Here is a 26,150-nt window from a genome sequence, read left to right on the forward strand (position 1 = left end):
GCTATTTCTTGATTATTTGTGTTTTCCGCCGGTCAATGGCGCCTGCTGGGTTCGTTTTCCCCGAAAATTGGGTTGAGCCACTGAAAGCGGTGAATGTCGGCTTCACTATAAGCTGGACAGGCTCCGCTGCTCTGGGTAACAAAGCCGCTTAGCGTCGCCGCAAACTCGAGCACCTCCTCCAGCGTAATCCCGGCAGCCATCTGAAAGCGCTTGCTGAGAAAAGCGGCCAAAAATGAATCCCCACTTCCGATGGTATCCTCGACCTGCACTTTCAACGCCGGAAAATGGTAACTGATATTTGCCGCCTTGTGATGGTATACTGCTCCGGAAGCGCCGTAGGTGACGATGGCTTCCTGGATCGAAAAACGCTCAAGCAACAGATCGACCCGTTGCTGGTCCGTATAGTCGCCCATAGCACCGTTCCATTCTGAAATAATATGCAGTTCTTCGGCATTCATTTTCACCAGATCAGCCTCAAGCAGCAGTTGATGCAACCGCTCCGGACCGAAATAGGGTGCACGCAGGTTGACATCCATCACGCGGAAAGCAGCTTTTTTCAACAGTACCTGGAGGCTACCAAAGCTGACCTCGTCCCGGCAGGCCAGGCTGCCATACACCAGAAAGTCGGCCTCAGCCACTGCCGCCAGCTCCGCTTCACCTGCAACAATATGATCCCAGGCCACCGGATAAACGATATCATACTGCACGTTGCGATCAGCATCCAGCGACACCTCCACTGTTGAAGTCGGTAAATGCACATCTTGCTGAAAAAAAGCTGTCGGTATTCCCAGTTGCCGGCAGAGCGCCAGCAGCTCCACACCATTTTCATCCTGACCGATGCGCGTTAGCATCTGGGTACGTACCCCAAGCTTGTTGAGATGATAAGCTACGTTGAGCGGTGCTCCACCCAGTTTTTTACCTGTGGGAAGGTTATCCCAAAGTACCTCCCCGAAACAAATACCCTGAATTGATTTATTAAGATCTTTCATTGTCATCATTTTTTGTTTATGCCACAATTGGGCATGCTTATTTTACTAATGCAAGTTGATGGTCTGCCCCATATCCTCCAGCGAGCGCCCCTTGGTTTCCGGCATAAACCGCAGCACATAGATAAGCTGCAGCAGCATAAATACCGCAAAAACGAGAAAGGTGCCCCCTCCGCCCAGCAGTTCTGTCAGTGCCGGAAAGCAGAACGTAATAATGGCCGCCATTACCCAGTGCGTCAGGCTACCGAAGGTCTGCCCTTTGGCACGTACGTCATTGGGAAAAATTTCGGAAATAAACACCCAGATCACGGCTCCCTGAGAGAAAGCGAAAAAGGCGATAAAGCTCATCAGATATATGGTAATCGCAAATCCTGTTGTCTGTCCCGTATAGAACGCCTGTGACACCAAGGCCAACGAAGCGATCAGTCCCACTGAGCCGATCAGCATGAGTTTTCTGCGACCTACCTTGTCGATAAAATTGATGGCCACTAGCGTGAAAATAAAATTGATCAGGCCAATGCCGACGGTAGAAAGCAAGGAGCCCTGTGCTCCCAGTCCAGCCATCTCAAACACACGGGGTGCATAGTAAATGATTGCATTGATCCCAGAAAGCTGATTGAACAAAGCAAAACAAAAGGCCAATAAGATTGGTCTGGCATTTTGCCGGACGAATAATTTGCCCTCGCCATTCACCTTTTCGGCTGAGGTGCGGATTTTGGCAATTTCGGCCTCATAGCCCTCCGAATTGATCTTCTGCATAATCGCCGTTGCTTCGGACAGCTTATTTTTATGCAATAGCAGCCATCGTGGGCTCTCAGGGATGCAAAAAATCAACACAAAGAACAACAAGGAAGGAAAGCATTGCACGCCCAGCATCCAGCGCCAGGATTCCTCTCCCGTCTGACCAATAAAATAGTTGGATAAGTAAGCGATCAAAATCCCCAATACCACGTTGAACTGAAAGAGTCCGACTAGTTTTCCGCGCGAACCCGCGGGGGAGATTTCGGAAATATAAATCGGCGCCGTCACCGATGACACACCGACACCGATACCGCCCAAAAAGCGGAATAGAATGAATATGGTCCAGTCGTTGGCAAGTGCGCTTCCCAGCGCGGAAATAAAATAAAGTGCGGCCACGACAAATAGTGTGTTTTTGCGGCCAAGCTGATCCGAAGGCCAGGCACCGAGCGCTGCACCTGCGACGGTACCGATCAAAGCTATAGCCATGGTGAGTCCATGCTGAAACTCGCTCAGATGCCAATGCGCCTGCACTGCTTTTTCAGCACCCGAAATGACAGCTGTATCAAAGCCAAATAAGAATCCGCCCAGCGCCACCACAAATGACCAGGCTAAAACGGTGTTTTTGTTCATGTTTTCCCTATAATTGATTAATCCAAATTTAACATGACCTTCACGCTGACTTAAATTCGGACGGCGCAAAAACATCTATTTATGTAACATTTTTTAAAATAACACAAATGCCTAAAATTCAACTAATTACCAACAACACTACAATAACATCTATCATTTTTTGAACAAATTATGTAGAAAATGATACCTATTTTGACTTACGGCATTTAGTGTAAACACAACACTAAGTGAAAGCCGATTATCGAAAAAAAACGAAATAATGTATATTCGGTTACTCAAGGGGAAACGATCATGGGAAAATACGGCATCTATGGCTTACTGATTTTACTGCTATTGTGGGGCTGTCAGACAGACAGCCAAAAGCGCAAGCGGGTCATAGCCTTTTCACAGTGCATTGGAAATGATGCCTGGCGTCAGACGATGCTCGAAGAGATGAAGCGGGAACTGTCCTTTAATCCCGATATTGAATTCCGCTATCGGGATGCCCAAGGCAATAATGCGGTACAGATCGATCAGATTCGGGAGCTGGTCAAAGAGGACATCGATCTTCTCATCGTTTCACCCAATGAGGCGGAACCCTTAACGCCTATTGTCGATTCCGTATTCCAGCGAAATATACCGGTTATCGTGACCGACCGCAAGACTTCTTCGGGCCAGTACAACGCCTATGTCGGCGCCGACAACCTTGCCATCGGCAAACTCGCCGGCCAGTATGTTCAGGCGCTGTTGCAGGGCAAAGGACAGGTAGGCCTTGTGGCCGGCCTATCCGGTAGTTCAGCATCTATCGAACGCGAAAAAGGGTTTATGCAGGGGATAGATCCGGCCAACGATATACGGATCAGCGGTATCGTCCATGGCGGCTGGGAAAAGGACAAGGCCTATACCGCCATGCGACAGCATATCGATCAGTTCGCCAACAGCGACGTCATCTTCACCTTCAATGATCAGATGGCCATGGGTGTCCGAAAGGCCCTGGACGACGCCCAGATCAAAAAAGAGATCAAGATCATCGGTGTAGACGCATTGCCGGGTCCGGGAAATGGACTTGAGCAGATTATACAAGGCCGTATGTATGCTTCGATGCTTTATCCGACCGGCGGGACCGAAGCCATCCGTACTGCACTGGCCATCATCAAGCAGCAGCGTTATAAACGAGAGAACATCCTGGCGACTTCCGTGATCGACAAAACCAATGCAGAGTTGCTCGCGCTGCAGTCACAAAAGATCAGGCAGCAGCAGCTGGATATCGACAAAAGACAGGAATTTATCACCGAGCAGAATCGAATCTACCAAAACCAAAAGTCTGTGCTCAATATTCTGGTTGTAAGTCTCGTCCTGGCTGTCGTATTTGGAGGCATTTCCATCATTGTCATCAAGAGCAACTGGGAGAAAAACAAACATCTCGAAATGCAGAACAGCGAAATCCTATCCCAGCAAAAACAGATCGTCGAGATGAATAACCAGATTCAGCAGGCTGCAGAGATCAAAAACAACTTTTTTACCAATATCTCCCACGAGTTTAAAACACCCCTGACGCTGATTCTCGCGCCCATCGAAGAACTCGAATTACGTAAGGACCTGCCCGAGGCTATACGTGACCAATTGTCGCGCGTCAAAAGAAGCGCAAAGAAATTGCAGCGGCTGGTCAGCGACCTGATCGACATTCACCGCATCAGCAAAGCAAAAATCAAGTTGCACGTATCTTCCGTTCCTGTCGACGCATTTATACAACAGGCGATCAACAGTTTTAAGCCCCTGCTCAAGAAAAGTCGGATATCCATCAGCTACATCAATAAATCGGCGCTCAAAGAGGTCTGGATGGACGAATACCTGATGGAACAGGTTCTTTCCAATCTACTGTCCAATGCGATAAAACATACCGCGGTAAGTGGACGGATTGAAATCTCCGTGGAGGAAAACAGCTTTAAGGACTACTTTTACCTGCGCGTTCTCGACAACGGGCTGGGCATCGCACCGGGTGACATCGAACATATCTTTGATCCATTCTATCAGGGCTCGGGTGTACGCAGCGGCTCGGGCATCGGCCTCGCTTATGCAAAACAGATTGTCGAGCTGCACCACGGCCAGATCACCGTCAGCAGCAAGCTCGGACATGGCTCCATCTTTACATTGCGTATGCCTACGGGCAACAGCCATTATCAGCCAGAAGAATTTGTGCGGCATGGACGGGATGAGAAAGCAACTCCCGCGCAGTCCGAGCTGGTGGATATGGAAATCAGGCCACTGACGCAGGACCGCTCCTTTCACTCCAGCAAATCAAAGAGTATACTGGTCGTGGAGGACGATGACGAAATCCGGGATTACCTGCGAACAGTCCTTGAAAGCGATTATAACCTTTTTTTGGCTAGGGACGTCCAGCAGGCCAGCACCCTACTAAAATCGCAGTTTCCCGATCTCGTGCTCACCGACATCATGCTACCCGACGGCAGCGGACTGGATATTCTCAAAGACATCAAAACATTCTATCAGACCGCGCATATTCCCGTCATCCTGCTCAGCGCGCTGGCCAATGAAGAGAGCCTTATAGAGGGCAGCTTGTTGCAGGCCGATGACTATATGACCAAGCCATTCAATGCAGCCTTGCTTCGCGTACGTATTGCCAATATCCTGCAATCGCGCCAGCAGCTCAAAGAAAAATACAGCAGCAATGTCGAACAGTTTGATCCGCCATCTACCGACCACATCAGCGACAATGACCGTCGGTTTCTCAACAATTTTTCGACTATTGTCGAATCCCGATTATCGGATCAGCGGCTCAGTGTAGACGATATCGCCGGGGAACTCAACCTTTCCCGCGTACAGCTTTACCGCAAGGTGAAACAGCTTTTAGACTGCAGTATCAACGAATACATTGTCGAGCGGCGACTGACAAAGGCCAAAAACCTGATTGCGGATGGGCTCAACATCAGTGAAGTTTTTAGTGCTGTCGGTTTCTCTTCTGCTTCCTACTTTGCTTCGGCATTCAAAAAGCGATACGGGCAATCGCCAAGTGCATTCAAAAAAGAGTTGGACAAAAGGCAGTAAGCGAAAAGTATCAGCATACACCCACTTACGCCAACGAGGTGAATACGGCTTCGACCACGAGGATTATCAATACCAGTAAACCACATGCAATTAAATTCATATGGTTATGCGAACAACGATAGTGACTGGCGAAAGACCGCCTATTCCGATGATCTCAAAACAAAAAAACGGTTAAGCGTATTCCGCTTAACCGTTTCCTTCGCTACGATCTGCTGACTAGTAGCCCGGGTTTTGTTTCAGTGTACCTTTGCTGTTATCAATGACCACCTGCGGAATCGGCCACAGTTCATCTTTTCCCGTTTTGAATGTCCGATTTTCAGAAAAGAAGCGATCCGTTAATGAAGTATAAGTTACTTTACCGGTCTCTGGGTTTACCGTTCCCTTAGACAAGGCGCCGTTGACAGGACCGTTCATCACATCCTTGGCAATTCCCCAACGGATGATATCAAAGCGACGTCGGCCTTCTCCCGCCAATTCTACACGAAGTTCACGGCGCACCAGTTCACGCAATTTTCCCTGGCTGCCATACACAGCTTTATCCACTTTTGGCATTTTAGCACGCTGACGTACCAGATCTATATTTTCATAAACGGTATTGTCGATCTGTCCCAATTCGATTTTCGCTTCGGCATTTAATAGGAGTATTTCCGCATAACGCATTACGATAATGTTGGTTCCTACGTTCCAGATGTTAGCATAACTGCTTGGATTTTGGATATATTTTCTATAATTATAAGCTGTACTGGAAGCATTGTCGGGACCAGAAGGATAATCTTCCGATTTGGGATTCAACGGGTCAAAGTACTTACCATTATAACGGGCTCCGGGATACACAATGGTAGCAGCCAATCGTGGATCTCTATTTTCATATGGATTCGCTGGATTGTAGCTACCCGTTTCGGTGATGGTTTTACCATCCGCTGTCTCATATGTATCCACGAGGCTCTGTGTTGGCACAATAGAACTCCAGCCCCCCATGGAGTTGGGCAACATAATACCCAAGGAGGTATATCCCTGCACATTGACGAGATATTCAATATTCAATATTACTTCGCTATTATTTTCATTTGCTTCTTCAAAAAGACCGGCATAATCGTCAAATAGCTTGTAGGTACCCGAGGCAATAATTTGCTGCGTGGCATTGATGACCTCCTGATGTTTTTTCTGGAAGGCATAGCATCGTGCCAACAAACCGAGGGCAGCACCTTTGGACATACGTCCACCACCTTTGGCAAAAGGCAGATCAGCCGCCGCCTCTTTCAATTCCTTCTCAACAAATTCAAACACTTCTTGCTGTGTATTTGCCGGAACAAAAGCATCTTCCGTCGATAAGGTTTTGGTGATGATAGGAACGCCACCGAACAAGGTCGCCATATCCAGATATTTATATGCGCGGATCACACGCACTTCGGCGATCAACCGTTTTTTCTTGTCTGCGGATACAGGTGATTTATCAATGTTTTCCAGAATATAGTTTGCCCGGCGAATATGTTCGTATGAATATCGGGACTCCGCATTCCCCGAATTGGTAGGCGTTGCCGTACCATTGCCCAATGCCTGAAACCCTTCCCAAGGAAAGTCACTATTCGAGTTGTCAGAGGTACAGTCCATATAAAAAATCTGCGTACCTGTTTCCCAAGCCGTTCCCTCTTCTAATTTTCCGTCGCTCCCCCGGGTACCGCTATAAAGTCCCGTAACGGCAAAATCAGTCTCCGCTTCAGTTTTCCAAAAATTGTCCGCATTGTAAGCATCCAAAGGCTCCTGATCTAACTTCTGACACGAAAACAGCAGTGCCGCCACGCTCAATGCAATTGTTATATTTCTAAGTTTCATGATGGTTCAATTAAAAGTTTACGTTAAGGCCAAAGACGTTGGTTTTTACCTGTGGATAATAGTTACCTCTGGAATCTGCTGGTGCTTCTGGATCAAAGCCTTTCGCAAAGCCAGTAAAGGTCAGCAGATTCTGCCCACTGTAATAGATTTTGGCCCCTTTGATGCCGATACGGTCTGTAAATGACTTTGGTAAAGTATAGCCAAAGGTGATATTTTTGAGGCGCAGGTAACTCGCATCCTGAATCCAGAAGTCCGAAGGGTTGTTAGATGGGCTATTTTGTGCCCAGCTGGTCAGCGCCCTCGGCATCGATCCATTTGGATTGGTCTCCGCATTAAAGCGGTCTGCAAAGATGGTCGTCGGTTTGTCCGATCCGGAGATGCCGCCAATAGCTTCTCCCCAAAGATAACCTTTCACTTTAGCAGCCCCCTGGAAGAATAGACTTAGATCAAAATTCTTATAACTCATATTTGTGGTCAATCCAAAAATATATTTTGGATCAGGAGAGCCCAGATATACACGGTCGTTGCCATCAATCTTTTTGTCGCCATTTTGATCTTTATAAATAATGTCACCAGCACCAATATTTCCATTTACACCTTGTATGCCACTATTTTTGTATTCCTCATCTGAGCGGTATATCCCCGCCGATTCATAACCATAAAATGAACGGATTGGCCGGCCCTGCTCGTAGATATAAAACGTTCCATTGACCTGTGGCTCATCGCTCGCCCATTTTTTGATCTGGTTGTTGATATACGAGCCGTTGGCGGCGATGCTGTACCTAAAATCTCCGACACTATTTTGGTAGTTGACTTGTAGTTCAACCCCATTGTTTTGCACTTTACCTGCATTTTGAAAAGGAGCTGGAAGGCCATATAGATTCGAAACTGGAAGTTTCAACAATACACCATCGGTACGGCGGTCAAAATACTCAAATACAAAACCGAGGTTGTTTCTGAAATTTAAGTCCAGACCGATATTTGTACTTGTCGTCGCCTCCCATTTCAATAATGGATTCGCAGATTCGACAATAGCCCCTCCGGAACTGATCTCGCCACCGAAGGAATAGTTGTAGCCAGGAGAAATCGTAAACAGCCCAGGATAATAAGCATCAGAAGTCGGGTATGTATTATCCGAAGTCGACGCTAGCTGTTGATTGCCTAGCTTACCCCAGCCACCCCTAATCTTGAGCTCTGAAATAGCTTCAGACCAGGAAGACTCCTTAAAGAACTCTTCCTGCGATATCCGCCAGCCGGCCGAAAATGACGGGAAGGTACTCCAGCGGTTGGCACCTATGAATCGTGAGGTACCATCACGCCGCACATTCGCTTCTAACAAGTATTTGTCCGCAAATGCATAATTGATCCGACCGAAGAATGATCTTAAGATTAATTTTTTGGCGCCACCATCCACTTTCATACCGTCTTTGCTTCCCAAATTCAATTCTGAGAAATCATTATTCAGAAAGCCTTGAGCATAGGCGCTGGAATAGTCTACTCGGAATGTTTCATCCATAAAACCACCGAGGAAATTAAATTGGTGATCTCCTATTTTCTTGTCGTAAGTCAGTAGCGTCTGGAAAGTTAAACGCTCAGACTGAAAATTGTACACCGTTAAGTTATTTACCCCTTGTTTAGGTCCTATGTCCCCATTTGGTGCATAGTACTGGATATCTTTGACAAACTTCGAAGACATGTTGTCGATGGGCTGAAAACCGACCACCTGTTTGATTTTAAGTCCTTCCAGGATCTTAAACTCTCCGGCGAAGTTGACCTGCGTATGCTTGTAGATCATATTATCCTTAGCTTCGAGATCCATCCACGCGATGGGATTGCCATCACTTCCACGTCCATAAACACCATTACTGTACTTATACGGTATAAAAGCCGGGATCCGGTTGACCTGTCTGAAGATCTGCGCCATATCGCCGGTGTACGGGTTGACGGGCTCGGTAATCCGCTGATAATTATAAGCCAAGCCGAGATCAAAGCGTAATCTTTCGGATATTTTAGCACCAACATTGGTACGCAGGTTGTAACGGTCTGAACCTGCCACCTTGATTACTCCCTTCTGGCCGAGGTATCCACCTGAAGCCATATATTGCACATCTTCGGTGCCTCCACTCACCTGTAAGTTGTGCGATTGCTGGAAGCCAGAACCTTTGTACAATAGCCCTAACCAATCTGTATTGGGATGGCCATCAGGATCCGAACCATTTTTAAAGAGTTCGAGATCCTGCTCGGAAAAACGAAGGCTTTTTCCTTCGTTTTTGAGTGCTTCGTTTAAGATCACTGCATGATCGTAGGAATTCATGTATTCAGGCAGACGCGTAGGATCTTGGATCCCTGCATATCCGGTATAATTGAGCTGGGGCTTACCACTCCCCCCCTTTTTTGTAGTAATCAAGATAACGCCATTGGCCGCTTTGGATCCATAGATAGCAGCACTTGGGCCGTCTTTCAAGACCGATACGCTCTCAATATCATTGGGATTGATATTATTCATCGAACTTTCGATACCGTCAACGATGACCAAGGGATTCGCATTGTTGATGGTACCCAGACCACGGATGCGAATTGTACCATTGTCTTTACCCGGCTGGCCAGAGTTTTGCGTAATCGTCACGCCGGAAAATTTTCCCTGTATAGCCGAAGACACATTGGTCACTGGACGGTCCTGCAAATCTTTTGAGGTAATGGCCTGCACCGCTCCCGTGAGATTCACCTTTTTCTGTTTGGCAAAACCCACCACAACCACCTCTTCCAAGGCCGAATTGTCGCTCTCCAATTGGATAGACAAGCTGTTTCCGGTCACCGCTATTTCGCGGGATTTATAACCTAAGCTACTAATAACTAAGACGTCCCCGGACTTGGCTTTGATTGAGAATCCACCATTCGCATCGGTTGATGTCGACAGCGAAGTCCCTTTTACCGACACCGTGGCGCCCACTACCGGCCCATCCTTGGCAGTCACTTTTCCCACGACGGGATTTTGCTGGACCATAGTCGCTGTAGACTTCCATACAGCAGGCGCTTCTGCTGCCATAGCGCATTGCGCAGAAGTCACAAGAAGAGCAACAGCAAGCAGGCTTACTTTTTGGTTACTTGTAAATTTTGAAATCATAATTAAATAGTTAGTTATTATTGCGTCAGTCGTTCAGTTTAAGATTGACTAGTTCAGGCCGTTAAAATACTTGGATATTGACGGGGAAAAAAACAACGGATCAACGAAATCGATTGCGTCAATCGCGCAATCGATTGTTTATTGATAAAAAAAGACGCTTATGTCACTTTTCGCGGAAGCGAGGTAGCTCGCGATCTATACGGTATGTAGTATGTTTTGAAAGCTAACGATCATACATTTGGCATGCTATCACTGGCCTGACTTGCGGACTAAAAAAGGACACCCCTGACATCTCAAGCGGCAAGGGTGTCCATCTTATTTTCTGAGGATTAAAATGAATACCGCAAGCCCAGCTGCACCTGAGCACGCGAATTAAAATAATCTATACTATAAGGAGTCCCCGGATCCCGGAACTCAAATACAGGCCAGTTTCCTTGATTTTGCTGTGGAGGAAACAGACCTGGCGTCAAACCTACCGAACTTGTCGAGTTAAACGTATTCGGTGAAAAGTACTGTCGCCCCCATTTTTTGTACAGCAGATTGGTCAGGTTCACCAAGTCTGCCGAAAATGTCAGCACATGCCCTTGTTTATTGACTGGGAGCTCGTGCGCCAGACGCAGGTCAGCCTGCACGTTCCATGGAGTGCGCGCCTTATTCCGCTCGGTAAAATTACCCCGACGTCCATGCAAATAGGCGTTTGCATCAATAAATGTATTGAATGCAGTAGCCTGCTCCGCCGCCGTCTGTCCTCCGGCAATATCTTTAAAATAATGAATAGCTTCCTCCACCGTCGGTATATACACCAGCGACACTTGCTGCGGCAGTCCCTGAATACTGTTATTCACAATACCATACGTAAAGGGCGAACCCGACTGCGCCGAAAAGAACAGTGTCACATAGCTGCGTCCCGCACGTTGCCACGGCTTTTCATACCCCACGCTCGCGATGATGCGATGCCGGATATCAAAATTGCTATAGGCCAGCCCCGGATTGTTGGGTACCAGCGACTGGTTGAGCTGCCAGTTCGATTCCATGGAGTTTCGGACCCCATTGGAGAGATCTTTTGACATTCCGTAGGTGTAGCTCACACTCGCATTCAAAGTTTTATATTTCTTTACCACTGTTCCCGTAATACTGTATTTATATCCCTGGCTGGTATTGCTCAGCAAATAAATATTTGAAAAACGGTTATCCACCGTACCACTGTATACCGGCTGTTTATGCTCCCGGTCATAACCGTACCAATGTGGATTGTCAGGAGTATTGAGCTGCTGGAACAGCACATCACTGATATTCTTGGTGTAGATACCCTCAACGGTAAACTTCCAGTCACCAGCTGCCTCATAGTCCATTCCTAGGCTTCCACGGAGCACCTGTGGCAATGTAAAACCATTGTCGACCAGATCCACCTGTGTCTTTCCACTGTTCGGATCATTGACAACAGCACCATTTTGGGCGATGAAATCCGCCAGCCCACGTTCACTTGGACGTATCGCATCGCTGCCCGGCGCAAAAGGTTTCTGATCTGCCCGTTGGTCAAAAGCGCCGTAACTGTTTCCGGTATTGTAATACGCATAAGCTAGCCAGGCGAAAGGGATCCTCCCCGTAAACAGCCCAGCGCCACCGCGCATAACCAGCCTACGGTCCTCCGTTACCTCCCAGCGGAATCCCACCCGCGGCGACAGCTGCACACGGTTCATAAAATCATTGCGCAAACGGTTAAGTGGGGTATACTGATAGCTCGTCCCAAAATTGGGATCGGAGAGGATGTTCTTCACCTTTTCGCTCAGCTGCGGCATCTCCGGCAGGCTCGCCAGATCAGCGCGCAGACCCGGCGTTATACGCAGGCGGTCGTGTACACGGATTTCATCCTGAACATACAGACCATACATATTGATGTTAAAGTCTGCTGCGGGATGTGCCAGGATATAACCGCGGGTGTTGTCAACATAGTTATAGCTACCGCGCACCCTGTAGGGCTTATTGCTGACAAAATCCTCGATGCTGTTGTAGTCGACGCGCCCATTCCAGCTGTTGACAAAACCATAACGGATGCTGTACAGTTCATTGTGTGTACCCAGCAGCAGTTTATGCCTGCCGGTATTCCAGGTGAGATTGGCCGTAAATTCCCAGGTACGCTGCCGCATGTCAAAAATGCTCGCTTCGCGGTCTGTACCGATGTAAATCGTCGTTCCGGGGGTACGGCCCTGGATCTGCACCTGCGGCAGAGTCGGATCAGACAGTGGATCACGGCGGTCGTTGACGACGGTATAGCCTATGACGGCATTGGCAGACAGCGTATTTGAAAAGCGGCTTTTCAGTTCTGCCACGGTGCTGCTCTGGTTGTTAGTCTGCTTAAAAGCCATGCTGGAAAAGCGAAAATCCTGCTGATCACGGTCCATATGCGTGGCCGAACTGCGGATGCTGTTGTTCCGGACAGCGAGCTGGTGCCTGTCATTGATATTCCAGTCCACACGGTTAAAGAACTTGACCGACTTGCTCCAGTTGGTATAGCTGCCGGCAGTGCCAGCATCGAATACACTACCATAGCGGTCCCTGACTGTAGCAGCTATCTTTTCAGCATCCGCCACACTCAATATCTGGGCCGTCTCTGCCGTACCGACTACGAGCTGCGTCGGATCCTGCCGGCGGGTTACTTCCTCGTTGGTAAAGAAAAACAACTTATTTTTAATGAGCGGAAAACCGATTCGAAAACCGGACTGGTAATCGTAGAAGTCGCTGTTCATCTTTCCCAGTGTCCCTACGCGGTCTTTTCCCGTCAGTGTTGCATTACGTCCAAAGCCATATACGGATCCTTCCACTTTATTCGTCCCCGAACGGGTTACCGCATTCACCGATCCACCTGTAAAATTACCGATCTTGACATCATAGGGCGCAAGATATACCTGTATGTCCTGGATTGCATCGATCGAGATTGGATTGGTACGTGTCGAACTTCCCGCCATGCCCGAGGTACCCGTCTGCCCACCCAACGAGGGAGAGAAACCGATAGCGTCGTTGTTGATCGCCCCGTCCACCGTGACGTTGTTGTACCGGAAGTTGGTTCCTCCGAAACTGTTGTCGCGGCTTCCCTGCGGCGTCAGCCGTGTGACATCCGTAATCGAACGCGATACCGTCGGCATATTACGGATCTGTCCGGCCGAAATATTCTGCCCCGCCCCGAAAGTGTCGGCGCGCTGACCCCGTGCACGGGCGCTGACCAGCACCTCTCCGATCTGTTGCGTAGCAGCGAGCAGCTGGAGTTCTAGTTCCTGTGCTCCCCCCAGACGGATGAAAATATCATTCCGGACGTCCGACTGTAGGCCGACAGCCGTGGCGCTGACACGATATGGGCCACCGATCCGCATATTATTGATCGTAAAACGCCCGTCTTTATCAGCTGACAGCGTATATTTCGTTCCCGAAGGCGTATGTACCGCTTCGATGGATGCACCCGGTACGGCCGCTTTTGCTCCGTCCAGCACCCGGCCCGTCAGCGCCCCCGATGTCTCCTGGGCCCGACTGTCTGTTGGTTGCAGCTGCAGCAAAAATAACGCGGCAAGCACCACTACCCAACGATATAGTGTATTGTTAATTGTTTTCATCTAAACCGTTTTTATATTCACCTTTTAATTGCGTGCCTGTCCACTTATTGGAGCGCCCCGCCAATCACATGAATGACTCCGTTTCCAGCAAGCACATCCGTACGCACGGGCGTGAGCGGCCAGGAATTGCCGGGGCCCTGAAGCGTAATCCCGGTAAAACTATTGGGTACATTATACTGACCAAGCAAGTTGATCGTGATCGTCTTTTCGTTCAACATGGTTTCGGTATAGGTTGTTGTCCCATCGGGCGTCAGCAGGAAGTAATCTTGTGCAAACTTGCGCTGCTTGGCAATATGATAACTCAGCAATTTTCGCAGTTCAGCGGCATCGGCCTTCTCTATTGCTTCCAGATCTGCGTACCCCAGTTGCTTAATTGCCGTATTGGTCAGGGCAAATACCGTATAACTTGTGGTACCACCCAGCGATTCCAATAGTCCAGCGGTCTTTAAGGCCTGATAAAACAGGCTGAGATCAGCCTCCGCCGCCAATGCTTGCTTGAGGTTGCCGTGCAGGTTGGGTGCCAGCAACCGGTCCAGGACCTGCATCACACCGTTGGACGCTGTGATATCAGCCTGCAGGAGCCGTCCGCCATTGATGGTCGTCAAAGTATCCTTACCCCGCAGTACACGGCTCCAATAGATTTTGGTACCCAATAGTGTTTCTTCCTCCTGATTCATTTTTAAGTCCTTCCCCGTAAACAGTACGGGGCTCTTCAGGATATGGTAATTCCCCTGCTCGGCGAGCTTACCTGCCGGCTCGGCATATAGGGCAGCCGGATTCAGATAACCGGCTGCCCGGTAAGCATCATCGGAGGGCGCAAGCAAGGTATAGGTGCCTTCCCGCGTCAACGTTCTGTTTAGACCGCTCTTATACAGCGCGGTCGCGAGATAGGTCAGTCCAAAATTGTCCCGAACCACATCGTTTAGGGTATTTTTCTCTGGCACCGTACCGGTATTCTCCGGATCTTTCGAACAGCTTGCCAGGGCCAATCCAAAGAGGATAACATATAGATAGTGTAGTGATTTCATTGTTTTTCTGATCGTTTAATCTATTCGCGTCTATTTTTTCTTATGCCACATGCTGAAATCTTCCGGCACTATGATCCTGTCCACCACATGGACCGGTCCCTGGACAGTATTGATATTTTCTTCAGTGATATCCACCGGCGGTACCTTGCTGTGCTCATGACCGACCTGTATGCGGCTGCCTGAGCGGTAAAAACGGTGTCCGATATCCTTGAAATCAGCTAGTTTACGATCGTCCATCATCGGCGAGAAAATGGTCGGATTGTTAGAAAAACGGCTTATCTGCACGTCCAGCGCAAACATGGAATAATCTTCGTTATAGCCTATATCCATACTTGCGTTGCCGATATACTGATACTTTAGCAGGCTATCTACCGGTGTCGTCTGGTTTTGTTCGTAATAGATCGGCGTTTCAATTCTCCCATTCAGTTCGCGCAGATCCGCCTCCGTATAGATGCCCACACGGTGAAAAGCTTCGTCGGTCGGCGCAAACAAGGTGCAATGGATGATATGCCTTGGCCGCTGCGCACTATGGTGAAAAGTACCTTCAAAATAATAGTTCCAGTCTAGCATAAAGCGTATTGGCACCGCAAAGCTCGGATACATGTTCATCATAAAATCATTGGCATATTCGATATTGTTAAGCGCCATGGCTTTTAGATATAGGGTAAAGCGGCCGTCCTTTACCAAAAAATCATACATCTGCTGCTGTGGTACGTTGAGGACTTTTTCAATGACAAAAGCATGTCCCTGTGCGACGGGTAGCTCCTTCACGATTTTGATTTTCTTCCCATCGGCAATCAGATCTGACTGGTCCATATTTAGTTGCTGCCGATAGGTATAAGGGACCGTCCTGACCAATGAGCTCTCGCGGGGCTCGCCGTCCAGGAATTTAGGATGCTTCAATAAGGTAAAAAACGTCAGATCACCCCCCGCCAGAGCGAGCTGCTGGGAGCTGACTGCACCGTTGAGCACATGATAGCGCAACACCTGCTGCAAAGAGTCCTTGGTCAGCTGCTGTATTTTTGCAGCGGTATATCCAGCGCTTTCGAGCGCGCCATTGCTGGGGACCAAGAAAGTCAGTTTGACACGAGGCTGCTCAGAGGCTAGTATAGCGTCCATTTCGGCCTTTTGCCACATCGTTTTAAACAGGCTTGCCTCCGCAGGCAGTCCTTCCAGCAGCCCGGGGTATGTAGGAGCTGGGATCTGTTCGCCAACGGGTTCGGGCATAAATTCGGTTTTATGACAGGCGGCAAGCAATGCCGATATACTGTATAGTACACCTATTATAAGTAGATTTAGCTTATTTTTCATCGTTGATCTGTATGGGTTTCTTCCTTGATTAGCGCTTCTTCCGGCAATACCAGCAGGCTCGTGATACCGTGCACAATTCCGTTGTCAGCTTTGTGATCTGTCCGGTAAGGAGGCTGAAAATTGCTGATCCGGATCGGACCGTTGGGATTAGGTGCCTGGCTGTGAATGATAAATGGTTCCATCGGTGTACTGGCGGAAATGCCAAAATAGTAGAGTTCATCCCCTACAATCCGGGCACGATAAAATGGACTTCCATAATAGCCAGATCCAGGTAGCTGCCCGTAAATACTCATGTCCGAAAGAAAGAAGTGATTATACAGCAGATACACGCGCGACAGGCGTTTGCCATACTGACCGGGATCCAAATCAGCGATATCGCTGGCTGTAATGCCCGCTTTTTCAAACGCTGCATTATCGGGAGCGAAAACCGTTGTAAAGGCCGGTTGCGCCAGGCGGTCCCAGTCACCTGTACGCTTGAGGAAAGCAACAAAGAGGCTATAAGCTGGATCTGCGGTTAAAATATCCTGCACCGTCCTATGGTATTTTAGGACCTTGTCCACCATATGCAGTACGCCATTGGCCAGCACGATATTCTGTGTAGTTGCAACGGATTTAGAACCGTTGACATATAAATCCGAAGTTAGCAGACATTCTGTACAGACCTTTTGGTATTTATAGCCAATAAACAATTCTTTATCCACCATGTTGATATACTTATTATCGATGGTGTTGACGGGAACATCCCCTGTATACAGCCTCCGGGGCAGGATATGATAGAGCAGGGACTGCCTTAGGCTATCCCGGTTCATCTCCGCAAAGTCACTGGCGCGGACAATGCCCAGGTCGTTGAATGCTTTATTATTGGGTGCAAACAGTGTATATGGTCCTTCCTGCTTCAATAGATCCAATAAATCAGCCTGTTTTAATGCCGCATAAAACAAGCTGAGGTTATAGTTGTTGCCAATAAAATCTGCAACATTACTATAGTTGTCACTCTCGACATACAGATCAAGATCTTTATTGTTGCATGCACTAAAACAAAGCACGCTCAGTAGCAAAGCCAGCAGCCGCATGGCTTTCGCTCCAGCCCACCCCGGGCAATGAACCTTGAGCCGGACTGTTTTTCGCTTATTTATGGTTAGCATATCTGGTGTCATAATTAATAAATGGGTTGCGGATAGGTACGTTGTACCGTGGTTAAAAATGCATTGCCGTTAACGATCTCAATACTGCTGACCACACCAAATGTCCGGGGATTGTCTTTGCCAGAATGGACGTTGACCGTCAGTCCCGGAAAAAAGGTGTTGAGATAATACGTCGGTGCATACTGTGCATGATCCATTAGGATATAGCCAAAGGTTCCATCTTTGACCGCCGGTTCCTGCAGGCCGATCGGTACCGATGGAGGTTCGAGATAGGATCCGGAAGTACGCGGATCGATGGGCGGTGCAAAAAACTGGATATATTGCCAGGTATTCGCATAAACTTTATTTTTCTCCTGTAGAAAGATCGGAAAGCTGTAGTAGGGGCTCACTTTCGGTACATCAACGTTGCGCAGCATCTGTCCGGCATATTGAAAGCTAAAATTTGGAATCCGCTGCTGCACGGTCGCTCCTGCTGCATTCACACTGGGCTGAATATGGGTAATGAAAATATTCATCGTGTCACGCAGCCCATAACGCAGCGAACGTGATGTAAGCGGCACCGGCAGTTTCAGATCCAGTTCGGCCTGCTGAAAACCTTTCGCGCTCAGGTTGTAGAAATTGACATAAGTCAAGGTATCCGAAAAGGCCTGTTTATGGAACGTTTCCTGCCGTACATAGAGGCCATTTTCCTTTGTTTTGAAATCCTTCTGCAGCACATGCAGGGTATACACCTCACGGGAGGAAAGATCAATAATGGTGTCGAGAAAAACCTTACGTTGCTGTTCATCCGGCAGCTTCGAGAAAGGGACATTACTGATCGGCCGTGTCATAAATAAAAAACGACGTCTGCCTGCCGGCACCTGTGCCCAGTTGGTCAAATCAAAACCGTTCAATATCGGTGCTGTCGGAACCAGCTCCTTACCCGGATATTCCGGATTGAAGCGGGAGGTGCTGAGCCCTGCATGGGCAGCATTGGGAGCAGCATAAATATTCCTTTTGTCCAGAAAATCGCTTACCGTCAATCCACCGATGGGTTTACCTGTTGCGTCAAATTCGGGATCGATGAACATACAGAAAAAGGGCTGTGCCTCTTCTTTATTATCCAATGTAATGGTATAGGTCAAGTTATTGAACACCCGGATATAGGCCGGATTGTCAACCGTACGGTATTCTGTTTTTGTACAGCTTGCAATGACGGCAGCAAAAATTGATGCGTAGGCCACAACAAGAAGGCTCTTGAAAATCTTGTATTTCATAAAAATGCTATTTTGTATGTTTTACGACCATAAACCTGGCTTTGTCAGCTGCGGCATTGCTTTTCAGATCGCCGATAAGTGCGATCGAATATACACCCGGTTCGTGCAGCGGAACTTTGCGGCCCACGGCTGTATAAAGCGCCGGATTGGCAACAAGCTGCGTGCTGGACAGTGGCTGAATCTGTTCCAGCCAGTCGCCGGGAATACGTGTTGGATCTGAACTGTAGGCCATAAACTGATACGGCCCCCCAGCGTCATTTGAAGCGGTGTATAGCAAGGAGGTATAAGGTTGCAGGGTATTTAAGACGGCCGGCGCGACATTAATACCGCTGTCCATCACCTGCGTACCGAAAGGTCGCCCCTCTCCATTCGTGAAGGTTGCAAACGGCAGTTGCTCACAGAAATTCAGAAAACGAAAGTTAAACATGTAACTGGAGCGAATCCGGTCTATGCTGGCATTGTTACCATTGCCCTCTTTGCCCGTATAAGCTGTGCCAGCCAGATTATTGGCAGCTAATAAAATGCTCATTTTTTTGTCCGCCGTTTGGTAAAGCCATGCCGTATAATTTTGTCCGGCCTGTAGTTCCACATCGGCTTTGGCCAGGGCTTGTCCGGAGGTTGTCGCTATTACAACCTGTTGCGCACCGGCCACTACCCGTAGATAATCCGATGCTGCTCCATAAGCTGTCGCTCCTGTTTTCTGGCCTTTAGCTTCCAATACAGCCTGTTGTCCCGGGATGGTATTGGCCACCTGTATCTGTGCATAACTGCGGTTGATCGGTTCGGGGCTATCGGCGATGATCTGGAACCCATTTTGCAGCTCACGGATATCATCAATTCCAGTATTCCATGTAAATTCCTTGGGATGCACGACAATCGTGTAAATGCCGCCCGGCTGAAAGGTCTGTATCGGCGCGTAGGTCAGCCCCGACGACATCCGGCTGAATGTTGCCCCTCCCATCTCCATGGTCGAATTGAAACGGTCAATATAATTGTAGTACGTATGTCCCACTGCCGGGATCTGCCGGCCATCCGCCGTCAGCACTTTAAACTGATACGTACCATAAGGCAGTTCAACATAATCTGACCAGGTGTCGCCTGCAATGGTACTTGTGGTCTTGCTAACAGGCGTTCCATCCGCATAAGCCAACGTGATCGCTCCGGTGATATCTTCCATGGAGCTTGAAGGCATCAATTTCTTCGCGAAATTGATGATGCGGATTTTAAAATGATCCGGTCGTGTCGGCGCAGTCACGCTTCGCGGAACTTCCACCAGCTTATCAGGCTGCTGCACCCGTTGTTCGTGATTGATCAGCAGGTAGTAGTCTTTCGGCGTATCGTAGGCTTCGCGGACAGTAAAATCCACTTCATGCGAGACTATGATCCGGTTGGGTATCTGTACGAATGTGGCCCTAAAATCGATTGTTCCGTCGGTCTGGAACAGGTGCTGCGGCACCGCCCAGCTTTGCCCCAAGCGCCCGTCCTTTGGAAAATAACGGGTTCCGGGCGGCGTCAGCTCTTCCGGCGGAATATATCCGGGACGCTGCGGCGGCACAAAGAAATTGGTCAGACTATCACCGTTGGCAATCAGCTGTGTATTCTCGGACAAATTGATCAAACGTACATTGGATGCTTTGTCTGCTTCTGGGTTAGCCCTATAATCAAAGGTATAATCTAAATTTTCCCGTTTGCAGGAGAGTGCAAAAATGCTGAGCAGCAGCAATAGACACTGCTGCATGGATAGCCATCCCATGCCTTTGGGGCGTGCATGCTTCCTTCTTTCTTGCTGTTTCATACTTATAAAATGTTATAGGTAAAACCAAACATAATTTCTGTTCCGCGTTTATAACTGCGGTTGAGGTATTCACGGCCATACCATTTACCCCCTGTATTCGGATTGGCATAGACGGTTTTGATCGCCGGATTGAGAATATTCTTGGCGTAGCCTTTAAACAGGAGCCTTTTGTTGAGCTTTTGGCTGAATACCAGGTCCAGCATGGAAAATGGCCTGGTGTAGAGATCCGGTTCGCCGGTAAGATTAATCTGCACCAATCTTTCACCTACCGTATTATAGGTCGCCGTGATATCGGTTCCCCATGTTTTGTTGTTATAATTCAGCCAGGCATTGACACTATAAGGAGCCTGTTCAAAAAGTGGGCTATTGGTCGGGGCGTTCCGGTCAATGGACCAGTTTGCAGCCTGTCGTTCGGGTGTCTTCCTGATATTGCTCTGTGCAAGCAGCAGGTTGGAGCCTAAAAAGAAATCGTGTGCCGGCTCCCAGAACGTGCCGAGGTTTTTAACCAGCTCCAGCTCGATCCCATACACACGGCCGCGATTGGGATCGTTTTGAAACTGAATCACCGGAAACTCCGGAAAGGTCGCTGCCAGTCCTTGCGTCTGCAGGCTGAATACCTTCACCAGCTGATCGTTGATCTCTTTTCCAAAAGCCGATACAGCAATGACCTCGCCGCTGTTGGGGAACCATTCCCAGCGAAAATCCAAATTTTTGGTCGACTGATTTTTTAGGTTCCGGTTGCCGACGACCAGCCCCATCTGAAAGGCATCAAACTCGTAGACATTGGTAATTTCGCGCAGTTCGGGCCGCGCCAGCGTTGTATTGAACGCCACCCTAAAATTCATATGATCGTTGAGGCTGTAGGTCACATTGGCCGAATAGTACGGTTTGTACCCCTGTTTGTAAGCCGAGTTGGGATTCTGCGGATTGAGGTTTACCGTCCCATCCGCATTTGCCGCGGTCAGCGAAGGGTCGAGATATACATTCGCCGTATCCACCGATGATTGAATATTGGTATTCTCAAAACGCAATCCGCCGGCGATCCGCAGTTCGTCCGTCAGCTTTAAGTCCAGCATACCGTAAAATGCATTGGTTTCGTAAAATCCGGTATAATTGTTAGGTGATTTCTGAATGTTGTACAGGAAGCCTCCTACCGGAAAATCGCCCTCACCGACAGCACCTGTAGGTATACGCAGGCCCACGACCTCGTTGCTGACCAGGCGGTCCAGGTTACCTTCGACATCGTATAGCGGAATGGAGGAGAACCTGCCGGGGCCATAGGATCCATATCCAGTAAAATTGGATCCTGGTAGAAACAGCACATTTTCACCAAATTTACGTTCCCGGTTCAGGTAGTTGAAACCTGTTTTAAACTCCTGTTTATGGCCCAATAATTGAAACGGGACGGCCAGATCCGCCTTATAATTATAATTGGTTTCATCCAGATTCCGCCAGCGCCGTCCATTTGGATCAGCCTGGATAATGCCATAAGGGCCAAAACCATTGACGTATCCTGAACTCAGCGCATAATAACGTTCGGTATATACATACTCGATAGTGCCGCTATTCGGTAGGTGTCCAATACTGGGTCGGGCAATCGTGCCTCCGTTTCGCGGTTTGTAATCCACCAGATTGACAAAGCGGTAATCCGGATCGTTCTGGTTGGATTGCGAAGAAGCGAGGTTATAACTCAGCCGTGGAGAATAAGCGCTTTTCAAAAACTTGTGTTCGCCCTGTAGGTTGAATGTGTGCAAGCTTCGGAAGGTCTGTTTGAGCGAATAGGTCGTACTGTTCACCTCGCCCGGCAAGCCCGCGTAGTAATAGCCGCCGCGGAGGTTGGTCGCCGTATTCTCACCGCCCCAGCTGCCCAGGTACTGGAAGCTGACTTCATGCCTGGGGTTAAAGCGATAGGTCAGACCGCCTAACACGCCATAATTGAGCGTTTCCACGCCCGTATTTTCCCTGTAAGTCTGATATTTCCCCATCACAAGGTTATTTGTGGTGGTAAAATTTGGAATCTTACGCTGGCTATAAATGTAAGGGCTTCCTGTCACGACACCCTGATAGATGCTATACTGCGTGAGATCTCCGTCATAGATATTGCTTGTGCGACGGTAATAGTTACCTCCCAGGATAACACCAAGCTTATGTGTATCAAACAGGGTATAGCTGTTGCCGAACGTGGCCGAATACAACTGGTTCAGCGGAGCCCTTCTGGTTTGTGTGGTCAGGACTGGATCAAAGCCCTGCATGATCCCGTTGATGCGGCTGACTTCCTGACGCACTTCCGGGCTATAATTACTGGAGGCGATCAGTTGCTGAATCGAACTTAGGCCATTGGGGTATTGTCTGGAGAGACTCAGAAAGTCCTGCGACAAGTCTTTCTTGTTGATGGCTGTGCCCAATATACCCATATCGCTATTCCAAAAGCTGTTATAACGGCCTCCAATGCCAATGTTCGAATTTAAACCAGTCTGCGCAATGACTTCAAATGTCATCTTCTCCGGTACGGATTTGGTTTTCAGTTCAACGATACCCGAGGCTGCATCGGCGGGCTTATCCGGTGTTACGGTCTTATAGACGGTGATATTGTCCAACAAAGAGGCCGGTACCAGATCCAGGGGTATAGCGCTCCGGTCGGGATCTGAGGACGCCAGGCGCACACCATTCAGCTGGCCGATCACCGACCGGTCGCCCAATCCGCGCACAGCTACATATTTATCATCTGTGATCGTGACCCCAGTGACACGTTGGAGGGCCTGCGCTGTGGTGATACTTCCCGTCCGTTCGATCAGCTGGGCGGAAATAGCATCCTGCACGATAGACGCTTTGCGACGTTCTTCCAGTACCGAAGCTTCCGTGTTAGCCCGTTTACGGGCCTGTACAGTGACCTCCACCTCCTGCAATGCGGTGGCCAGGGACTTTAGCCGTACAGTGATATCGGACTGCGCCGCTGTGACACCAAGCTCTATGCGCTGATATCCCAGCGAGGTAAATACGAGTACCGCCTGCTGCCCGGGGACTACGATAGAGAAATGTCCGTAAGCATCTGTGGAGGTTGAATTCCGGTCGTTTTTGACGGTCACCGATATGCCGGGCAACGGCTGTCCCGTATCCGCATCGAGCACACGTCCCCGAATGGTCACAGTCTGGGATCCACGGACTGTCTTTTTCCCTTCCGGATTTTCGGTCCCCGTATGGCGAATGGTGACAATTCTATTTTTGACCGTATAGGTAAAAGGCAGCTTTTCAAAACAGCGCTCCAGTACCTGCTCCAGCGGGGCGTTCACCACTTTGATGCTGATGCGGGGCGCATGATCAAATAGCGCTGCGTCATAAAAAAAATCATATCCGGTCTGTGTGCTGATCTGTTCCATCAGATCAGCCAAAAGGACCTTTTCTTTAAAAATAGTGAGGCGCTGACCAAATGTAGCTGCACTTAAATGTGCTAGTACACAGGTTAATAATACCATGGTGATTTTCATAACACGCATGACTTGATGAAAATTCATACTTTTGTCTTGTAGTTATAGTAAATGTTAAAATTGACGACACATCTTTTTTACTGACTTTAGCTATTTTTAGGCGGTGATGTTGGTCGCATCGCCGCTTATTTTTTGTTATTGCCAGTCGGTTGGGTACTTATTGCTTCACGATAATCCTCCTTTCTTTGATGTCCAGCTTCACTTTATTGATCGAGCTGATCATTTCCACCACCGCATCCAGGGACTGGCTACGGGACACCTTTCCTGTAAATTTCATGGAGCTTAATTCCGGTGGACATTCTACCGTAACGTCATACCAGCGGGCAATTTTACGCAGGATGCTGCCCAGCTCCTCCCGGCGAAACACAAAATAGCCGTTCACCCAAGCGAGATTTTGTTGCATGTCTGCTGTCGAGAGCTGCATAGCTGCCCCCACCATTGCCTGCTGTCCCGGTTTTAGCAACTCGGACTTTCCACTGCCTGTAGCCAGCAGCCGCACACTTCCCTCCACCAAGGTTGTACAGTCATAAGGTTCATTGGCATAAGCGTTGACATTGAAGGTGGTTCCCAGCACTTCGATCACCTGTTTATCGGTCTCCACAAAAAAGGGTACACGCTGTTTGCTGTCGTTGCTGACTTTGGCGATTTCAAAATAGACTTCACCGGTCATTTTTACCCGCCGTTCATTTTTCTCGAATTCAACTGGATAGGTCAGCGATGAAGCCGCATTGAGCAAAGCCCGGCTTCCATCCGGCAGCGTGATCCGATACTGTCCCCCATTGGGTGTGCGGATGCTATTGAAAGACCTGGCAGAGGCCGTCTTTCCAGCGGCGGTATAGATGATCTCGCCAGCAGCAGTTTTCCGTATGCTGACACCGGCCTCATCCACCAGTTTGCCATTGGCTGCGTCCGAGAGTGATATCGTCGAACCATCGGACAACTGTAAAATGGCCCTATCTGTCCCTGGCATACTATTTTCCTGTTGCGCCATTCCTTGCGCGCCCCCTTCTCCCTGCTGGGTCAGCAACCACAGCAGTCCAGCCAGCCCGACAAGCAGCAGCGCTGCGGCAGTATATCTTAACGGAGGCATTTTAAAAATGGCAGGCGTATGTACGGATTGCTCTTCTTTAGCCTTTGGCGCACATTGTTCGCGTACCATTCTTTCGTGCAGGCGATGCTGCCAATGCGCAATCTGCTCGTTGTGCAGTGTTGCTTGCGCCGGCAGATCCCAGAGGACAGCGGTCTCTTCGCTCATGATCCTGTGCAGCCGAGCCACATTGTCAGGATTGTCCAGAAAATCAGTGACGAGCTGCTGTTCAGCAGCAGAACATTTTCCTTGCAGGTATCGCTTCAGCAGCTCATTGGTGATCAGTTGTTCGTCCATTTTTTTGCTTCTTCAACTATAAAGGCGCAACAACACAGCACCACCACCTACGGTACGCTAAAAAAAACTATAAAACACTGATAATAAGGGATAAAATTTAATAAAACAGGATTAGCGCTACCACTACAATGGACACCAGGCCCTTGCGAAAGTGCTTAAGCGCAGCGGCGATATAATTCTCTACTGTGTTGATGGACAAGTTGGTCTTTTGGGCAATTTCCTTGTAGCTAAAGCCCTGTTCGCGGCTCATCACAAATACTTCCTTACGCTGTGGGCTAAGTCCCGAAAGAAGTTTCCGGTACTGTTCTTCACCCTCCCGGCAGCTTATCGCATAGTCCGCCATACGCTCTTCGCCGACAGCTGTTTCACTGAAATCCGCGACTGTTTCGACAATACTACGGCGCTGCCTCCGCAATTGGCTGATCACCGCATTGCGTGCAGCACGGTGAAGGTATGCCCCCAGATTATCCGGTATGCTAAACTCACGACGTTTTTTCCAGAGCCAAAACAGGATATCCAGCGCAATCTCTTCGGCGAGGAAGCTGTCGTTTAGATACAATTGACAGGTCATATACAGCTTGGGGGAATAACGGGCCACAAGTTCGTTATAAGCTTTCAGGTCATCGTGCAGACAACAGCTTTCCAATAATTCCCGGTCTGATGCGTTTGTATAATTCACTCTTGGTCAAGTTTTCGATTGTCGCTATCTGTCGGCTTCCCAGCAAGGGATATCCCCCATATCATAGCAGCAAGCTATTGTGATACTTCTGCGCCGGCCATGC

General features: G+C 48.7%; 14 protein-coding genes. 1 reads left to right on the forward strand and 13 read right to left on the reverse strand.

Annotation, left to right across the window (positions count from 1 at the left end):
* Positions 1 to 32 precede the first annotated feature (32 nt).
* Together K7A41_RS02545 and K7A41_RS02550 are read right to left on the reverse strand one after the other, a co-directional pair.
* Positions 33 to 989 carry a carbohydrate kinase family protein gene (locus K7A41_RS02545; RefSeq protein ID WP_265712473.1) on the reverse strand — a complete coding sequence of 319 codons (957 nt, stop codon included), beginning with the start codon at positions 987 to 989 and terminating at the stop codon, positions 33 to 35.
* Positions 990 to 1,034: 45 nt separating this feature from the next.
* Positions 1,035 to 2,357: a sugar porter family MFS transporter gene (locus K7A41_RS02550; protein ID WP_265712474.1), complete on the reverse strand. Its 1,323-nt coding sequence runs from the start codon at positions 2,355 to 2,357 to the stop codon at positions 1,035 to 1,037.
* A 291-nt stretch (positions 2,358 to 2,648) separates the two neighbouring features.
* On the opposite strand from K7A41_RS02550, the gene K7A41_RS02555 reads away from it, so the two are divergent.
* On the forward strand, positions 2,649 to 5,402 hold the full coding sequence (locus K7A41_RS02555; RefSeq protein ID WP_265712475.1) for a substrate-binding domain-containing protein: 2,754 nt from the start codon (positions 2,649 to 2,651) through the stop codon (positions 5,400 to 5,402).
* A 216-nt stretch (positions 5,403 to 5,618) separates the two neighbouring features.
* Here the strand turns inward: K7A41_RS02555 and K7A41_RS02560 are convergent, their stop codons facing one another.
* From K7A41_RS02560 to K7A41_RS02610, 11 genes are all read right to left on the reverse strand, one after another.
* Positions 5,619 to 7,235, reverse strand: coding sequence for a RagB/SusD family nutrient uptake outer membrane protein (locus K7A41_RS02560; RefSeq protein ID WP_265712476.1), 1,617 nt, complete (start codon positions 7,233 to 7,235; stop codon positions 5,619 to 5,621).
* 10 nt (positions 7,236 to 7,245) lie between these two features.
* On the reverse strand, positions 7,246 to 10,359 hold the full coding sequence (locus K7A41_RS02565) for a SusC/RagA family TonB-linked outer membrane protein (RefSeq protein ID WP_265712477.1): 3,114 nt from the start codon (positions 10,357 to 10,359) through the stop codon (positions 7,246 to 7,248).
* Between the two features lie 329 nt (positions 10,360 to 10,688).
* On the reverse strand, positions 10,689 to 13,964 hold the full coding sequence (locus K7A41_RS02570) for a TonB-dependent receptor (protein ID WP_265712478.1): 3,276 nt from the start codon (positions 13,962 to 13,964) through the stop codon (positions 10,689 to 10,691).
* Between the two features lie 44 nt (positions 13,965 to 14,008).
* A complete protein-coding gene (locus tag K7A41_RS02575) occupies positions 14,009 to 14,992 on the reverse strand; it encodes a fasciclin domain-containing protein (protein WP_265712479.1) in 984 nt (327 codons plus the stop codon).
* Positions 14,993 to 15,022: 30 nt separating this feature from the next.
* Positions 15,023 to 16,303 (reverse strand): fasciclin domain-containing protein, encoded by a 1,281-nt coding sequence (locus K7A41_RS02580; RefSeq protein ID WP_265712480.1) that lies wholly within the window; start codon positions 16,301 to 16,303, stop codon positions 15,023 to 15,025.
* Entirely contained in the window at positions 16,300 to 17,448 is a 1,149-nt protein-coding gene (locus tag K7A41_RS02585; protein WP_265712481.1) for a fasciclin domain-containing protein, read from the reverse strand. The genes K7A41_RS02580 and K7A41_RS02585 overlap by 4 nt, the downstream gene beginning before the upstream one ends.
* A gap of 14 nt (positions 17,449 to 17,462) precedes the next feature.
* Positions 17,463 to 18,704, reverse strand: coding sequence for a hypothetical protein (locus K7A41_RS02590; RefSeq protein ID WP_265712482.1), 1,242 nt, complete (start codon positions 18,702 to 18,704; stop codon positions 17,463 to 17,465).
* Positions 18,705 to 18,711: 7 nt separating this feature from the next.
* Positions 18,712 to 20,499 carry a DUF4397 domain-containing protein gene (locus K7A41_RS02595; RefSeq protein ID WP_265712483.1) on the reverse strand — a complete coding sequence of 596 codons (1,788 nt, stop codon included), beginning with the start codon at positions 20,497 to 20,499 and terminating at the stop codon, positions 18,712 to 18,714.
* 2 nt (positions 20,500 to 20,501) lie between these two features.
* Positions 20,502 to 24,011, reverse strand: a complete 3,510-nt coding sequence (locus K7A41_RS02600) for a TonB-dependent receptor (protein ID WP_265712484.1) — start codon at positions 24,009 to 24,011, stop codon at positions 20,502 to 20,504.
* Between the two features lie 130 nt (positions 24,012 to 24,141).
* Positions 24,142 to 25,368, reverse strand: coding sequence for a FecR family protein (locus K7A41_RS02605; RefSeq protein ID WP_265712485.1), 1,227 nt, complete (start codon positions 25,366 to 25,368; stop codon positions 24,142 to 24,144).
* A gap of 97 nt (positions 25,369 to 25,465) precedes the next feature.
* Entirely contained in the window at positions 25,466 to 26,047 is a 582-nt protein-coding gene (locus tag K7A41_RS02610; protein WP_265712486.1) for an RNA polymerase sigma-70 factor, read from the reverse strand.
* Between the last annotated feature and the right edge of the window lie 103 nt (positions 26,048 to 26,150).

Origin of the sequence: Sphingobacterium sp. InxBP1, assembly GCF_026191775.1 — a bacterium.
GTDB classification, from domain to species: domain Bacteria; phylum Bacteroidota; class Bacteroidia; order Sphingobacteriales; family Sphingobacteriaceae; genus Sphingobacterium; species Sphingobacterium thalpophilum.

Coding starts and splice junctions, on each gene's coding strand:
- K7A41_RS02565 (WP_265712477.1), bottom strand. CDS start 10,359: ATGATTTCAAAATTTACAAGTAACCAAAAAGTAAGCCTGCTTGCTGTT.
- K7A41_RS02550 (WP_265712474.1), bottom strand. CDS start 2,357: ATGAACAAAAACACCGTTTTAGCCTGGTCATTTGTGGTGGCGCTGGGC.
- K7A41_RS02545 (WP_265712473.1), bottom strand. CDS start 989: ATGAAAGATCTTAATAAATCAATTCAGGGTATTTGTTTCGGGGAGGTA.
- K7A41_RS02590 (WP_265712482.1), bottom strand. CDS start 18,704: ATGAAATACAAGATTTTCAAGAGCCTTCTTGTTGTGGCCTACGCATCA.
- K7A41_RS02575 (WP_265712479.1), bottom strand. CDS start 14,992: ATGAAATCACTACACTATCTATATGTTATCCTCTTTGGATTGGCCCTG.
- K7A41_RS02585 (WP_265712481.1), bottom strand. CDS start 17,448: ATGCTAACCATAAATAAGCGAAAAACAGTCCGGCTCAAGGTTCATTGC.
- K7A41_RS02595 (WP_265712483.1), bottom strand. CDS start 20,499: ATGAAACAGCAAGAAAGAAGGAAGCATGCACGCCCCAAAGGCATGGGA.
- K7A41_RS02605 (WP_265712485.1), bottom strand. CDS start 25,368: ATGGACGAACAACTGATCACCAATGAGCTGCTGAAGCGATACCTGCAA.
- K7A41_RS02570 (WP_265712478.1), bottom strand. CDS start 13,964: ATGAAAACAATTAACAATACACTATATCGTTGGGTAGTGGTGCTTGCC.
- K7A41_RS02555 (WP_265712475.1), top strand. CDS start 2,649: ATGGGAAAATACGGCATCTATGGCTTACTGATTTTACTGCTATTGTGG.
- K7A41_RS02580 (WP_265712480.1), bottom strand. CDS start 16,303: ATGAAAAATAAGCTAAATCTACTTATAATAGGTGTACTATACAGTATA.
- K7A41_RS02600 (WP_265712484.1), bottom strand. CDS start 24,011: ATGAATTTTCATCAAGTCATGCGTGTTATGAAAATCACCATGGTATTA.
- K7A41_RS02560 (WP_265712476.1), bottom strand. CDS start 7,235: ATGAAACTTAGAAATATAACAATTGCATTGAGCGTGGCGGCACTGCTG.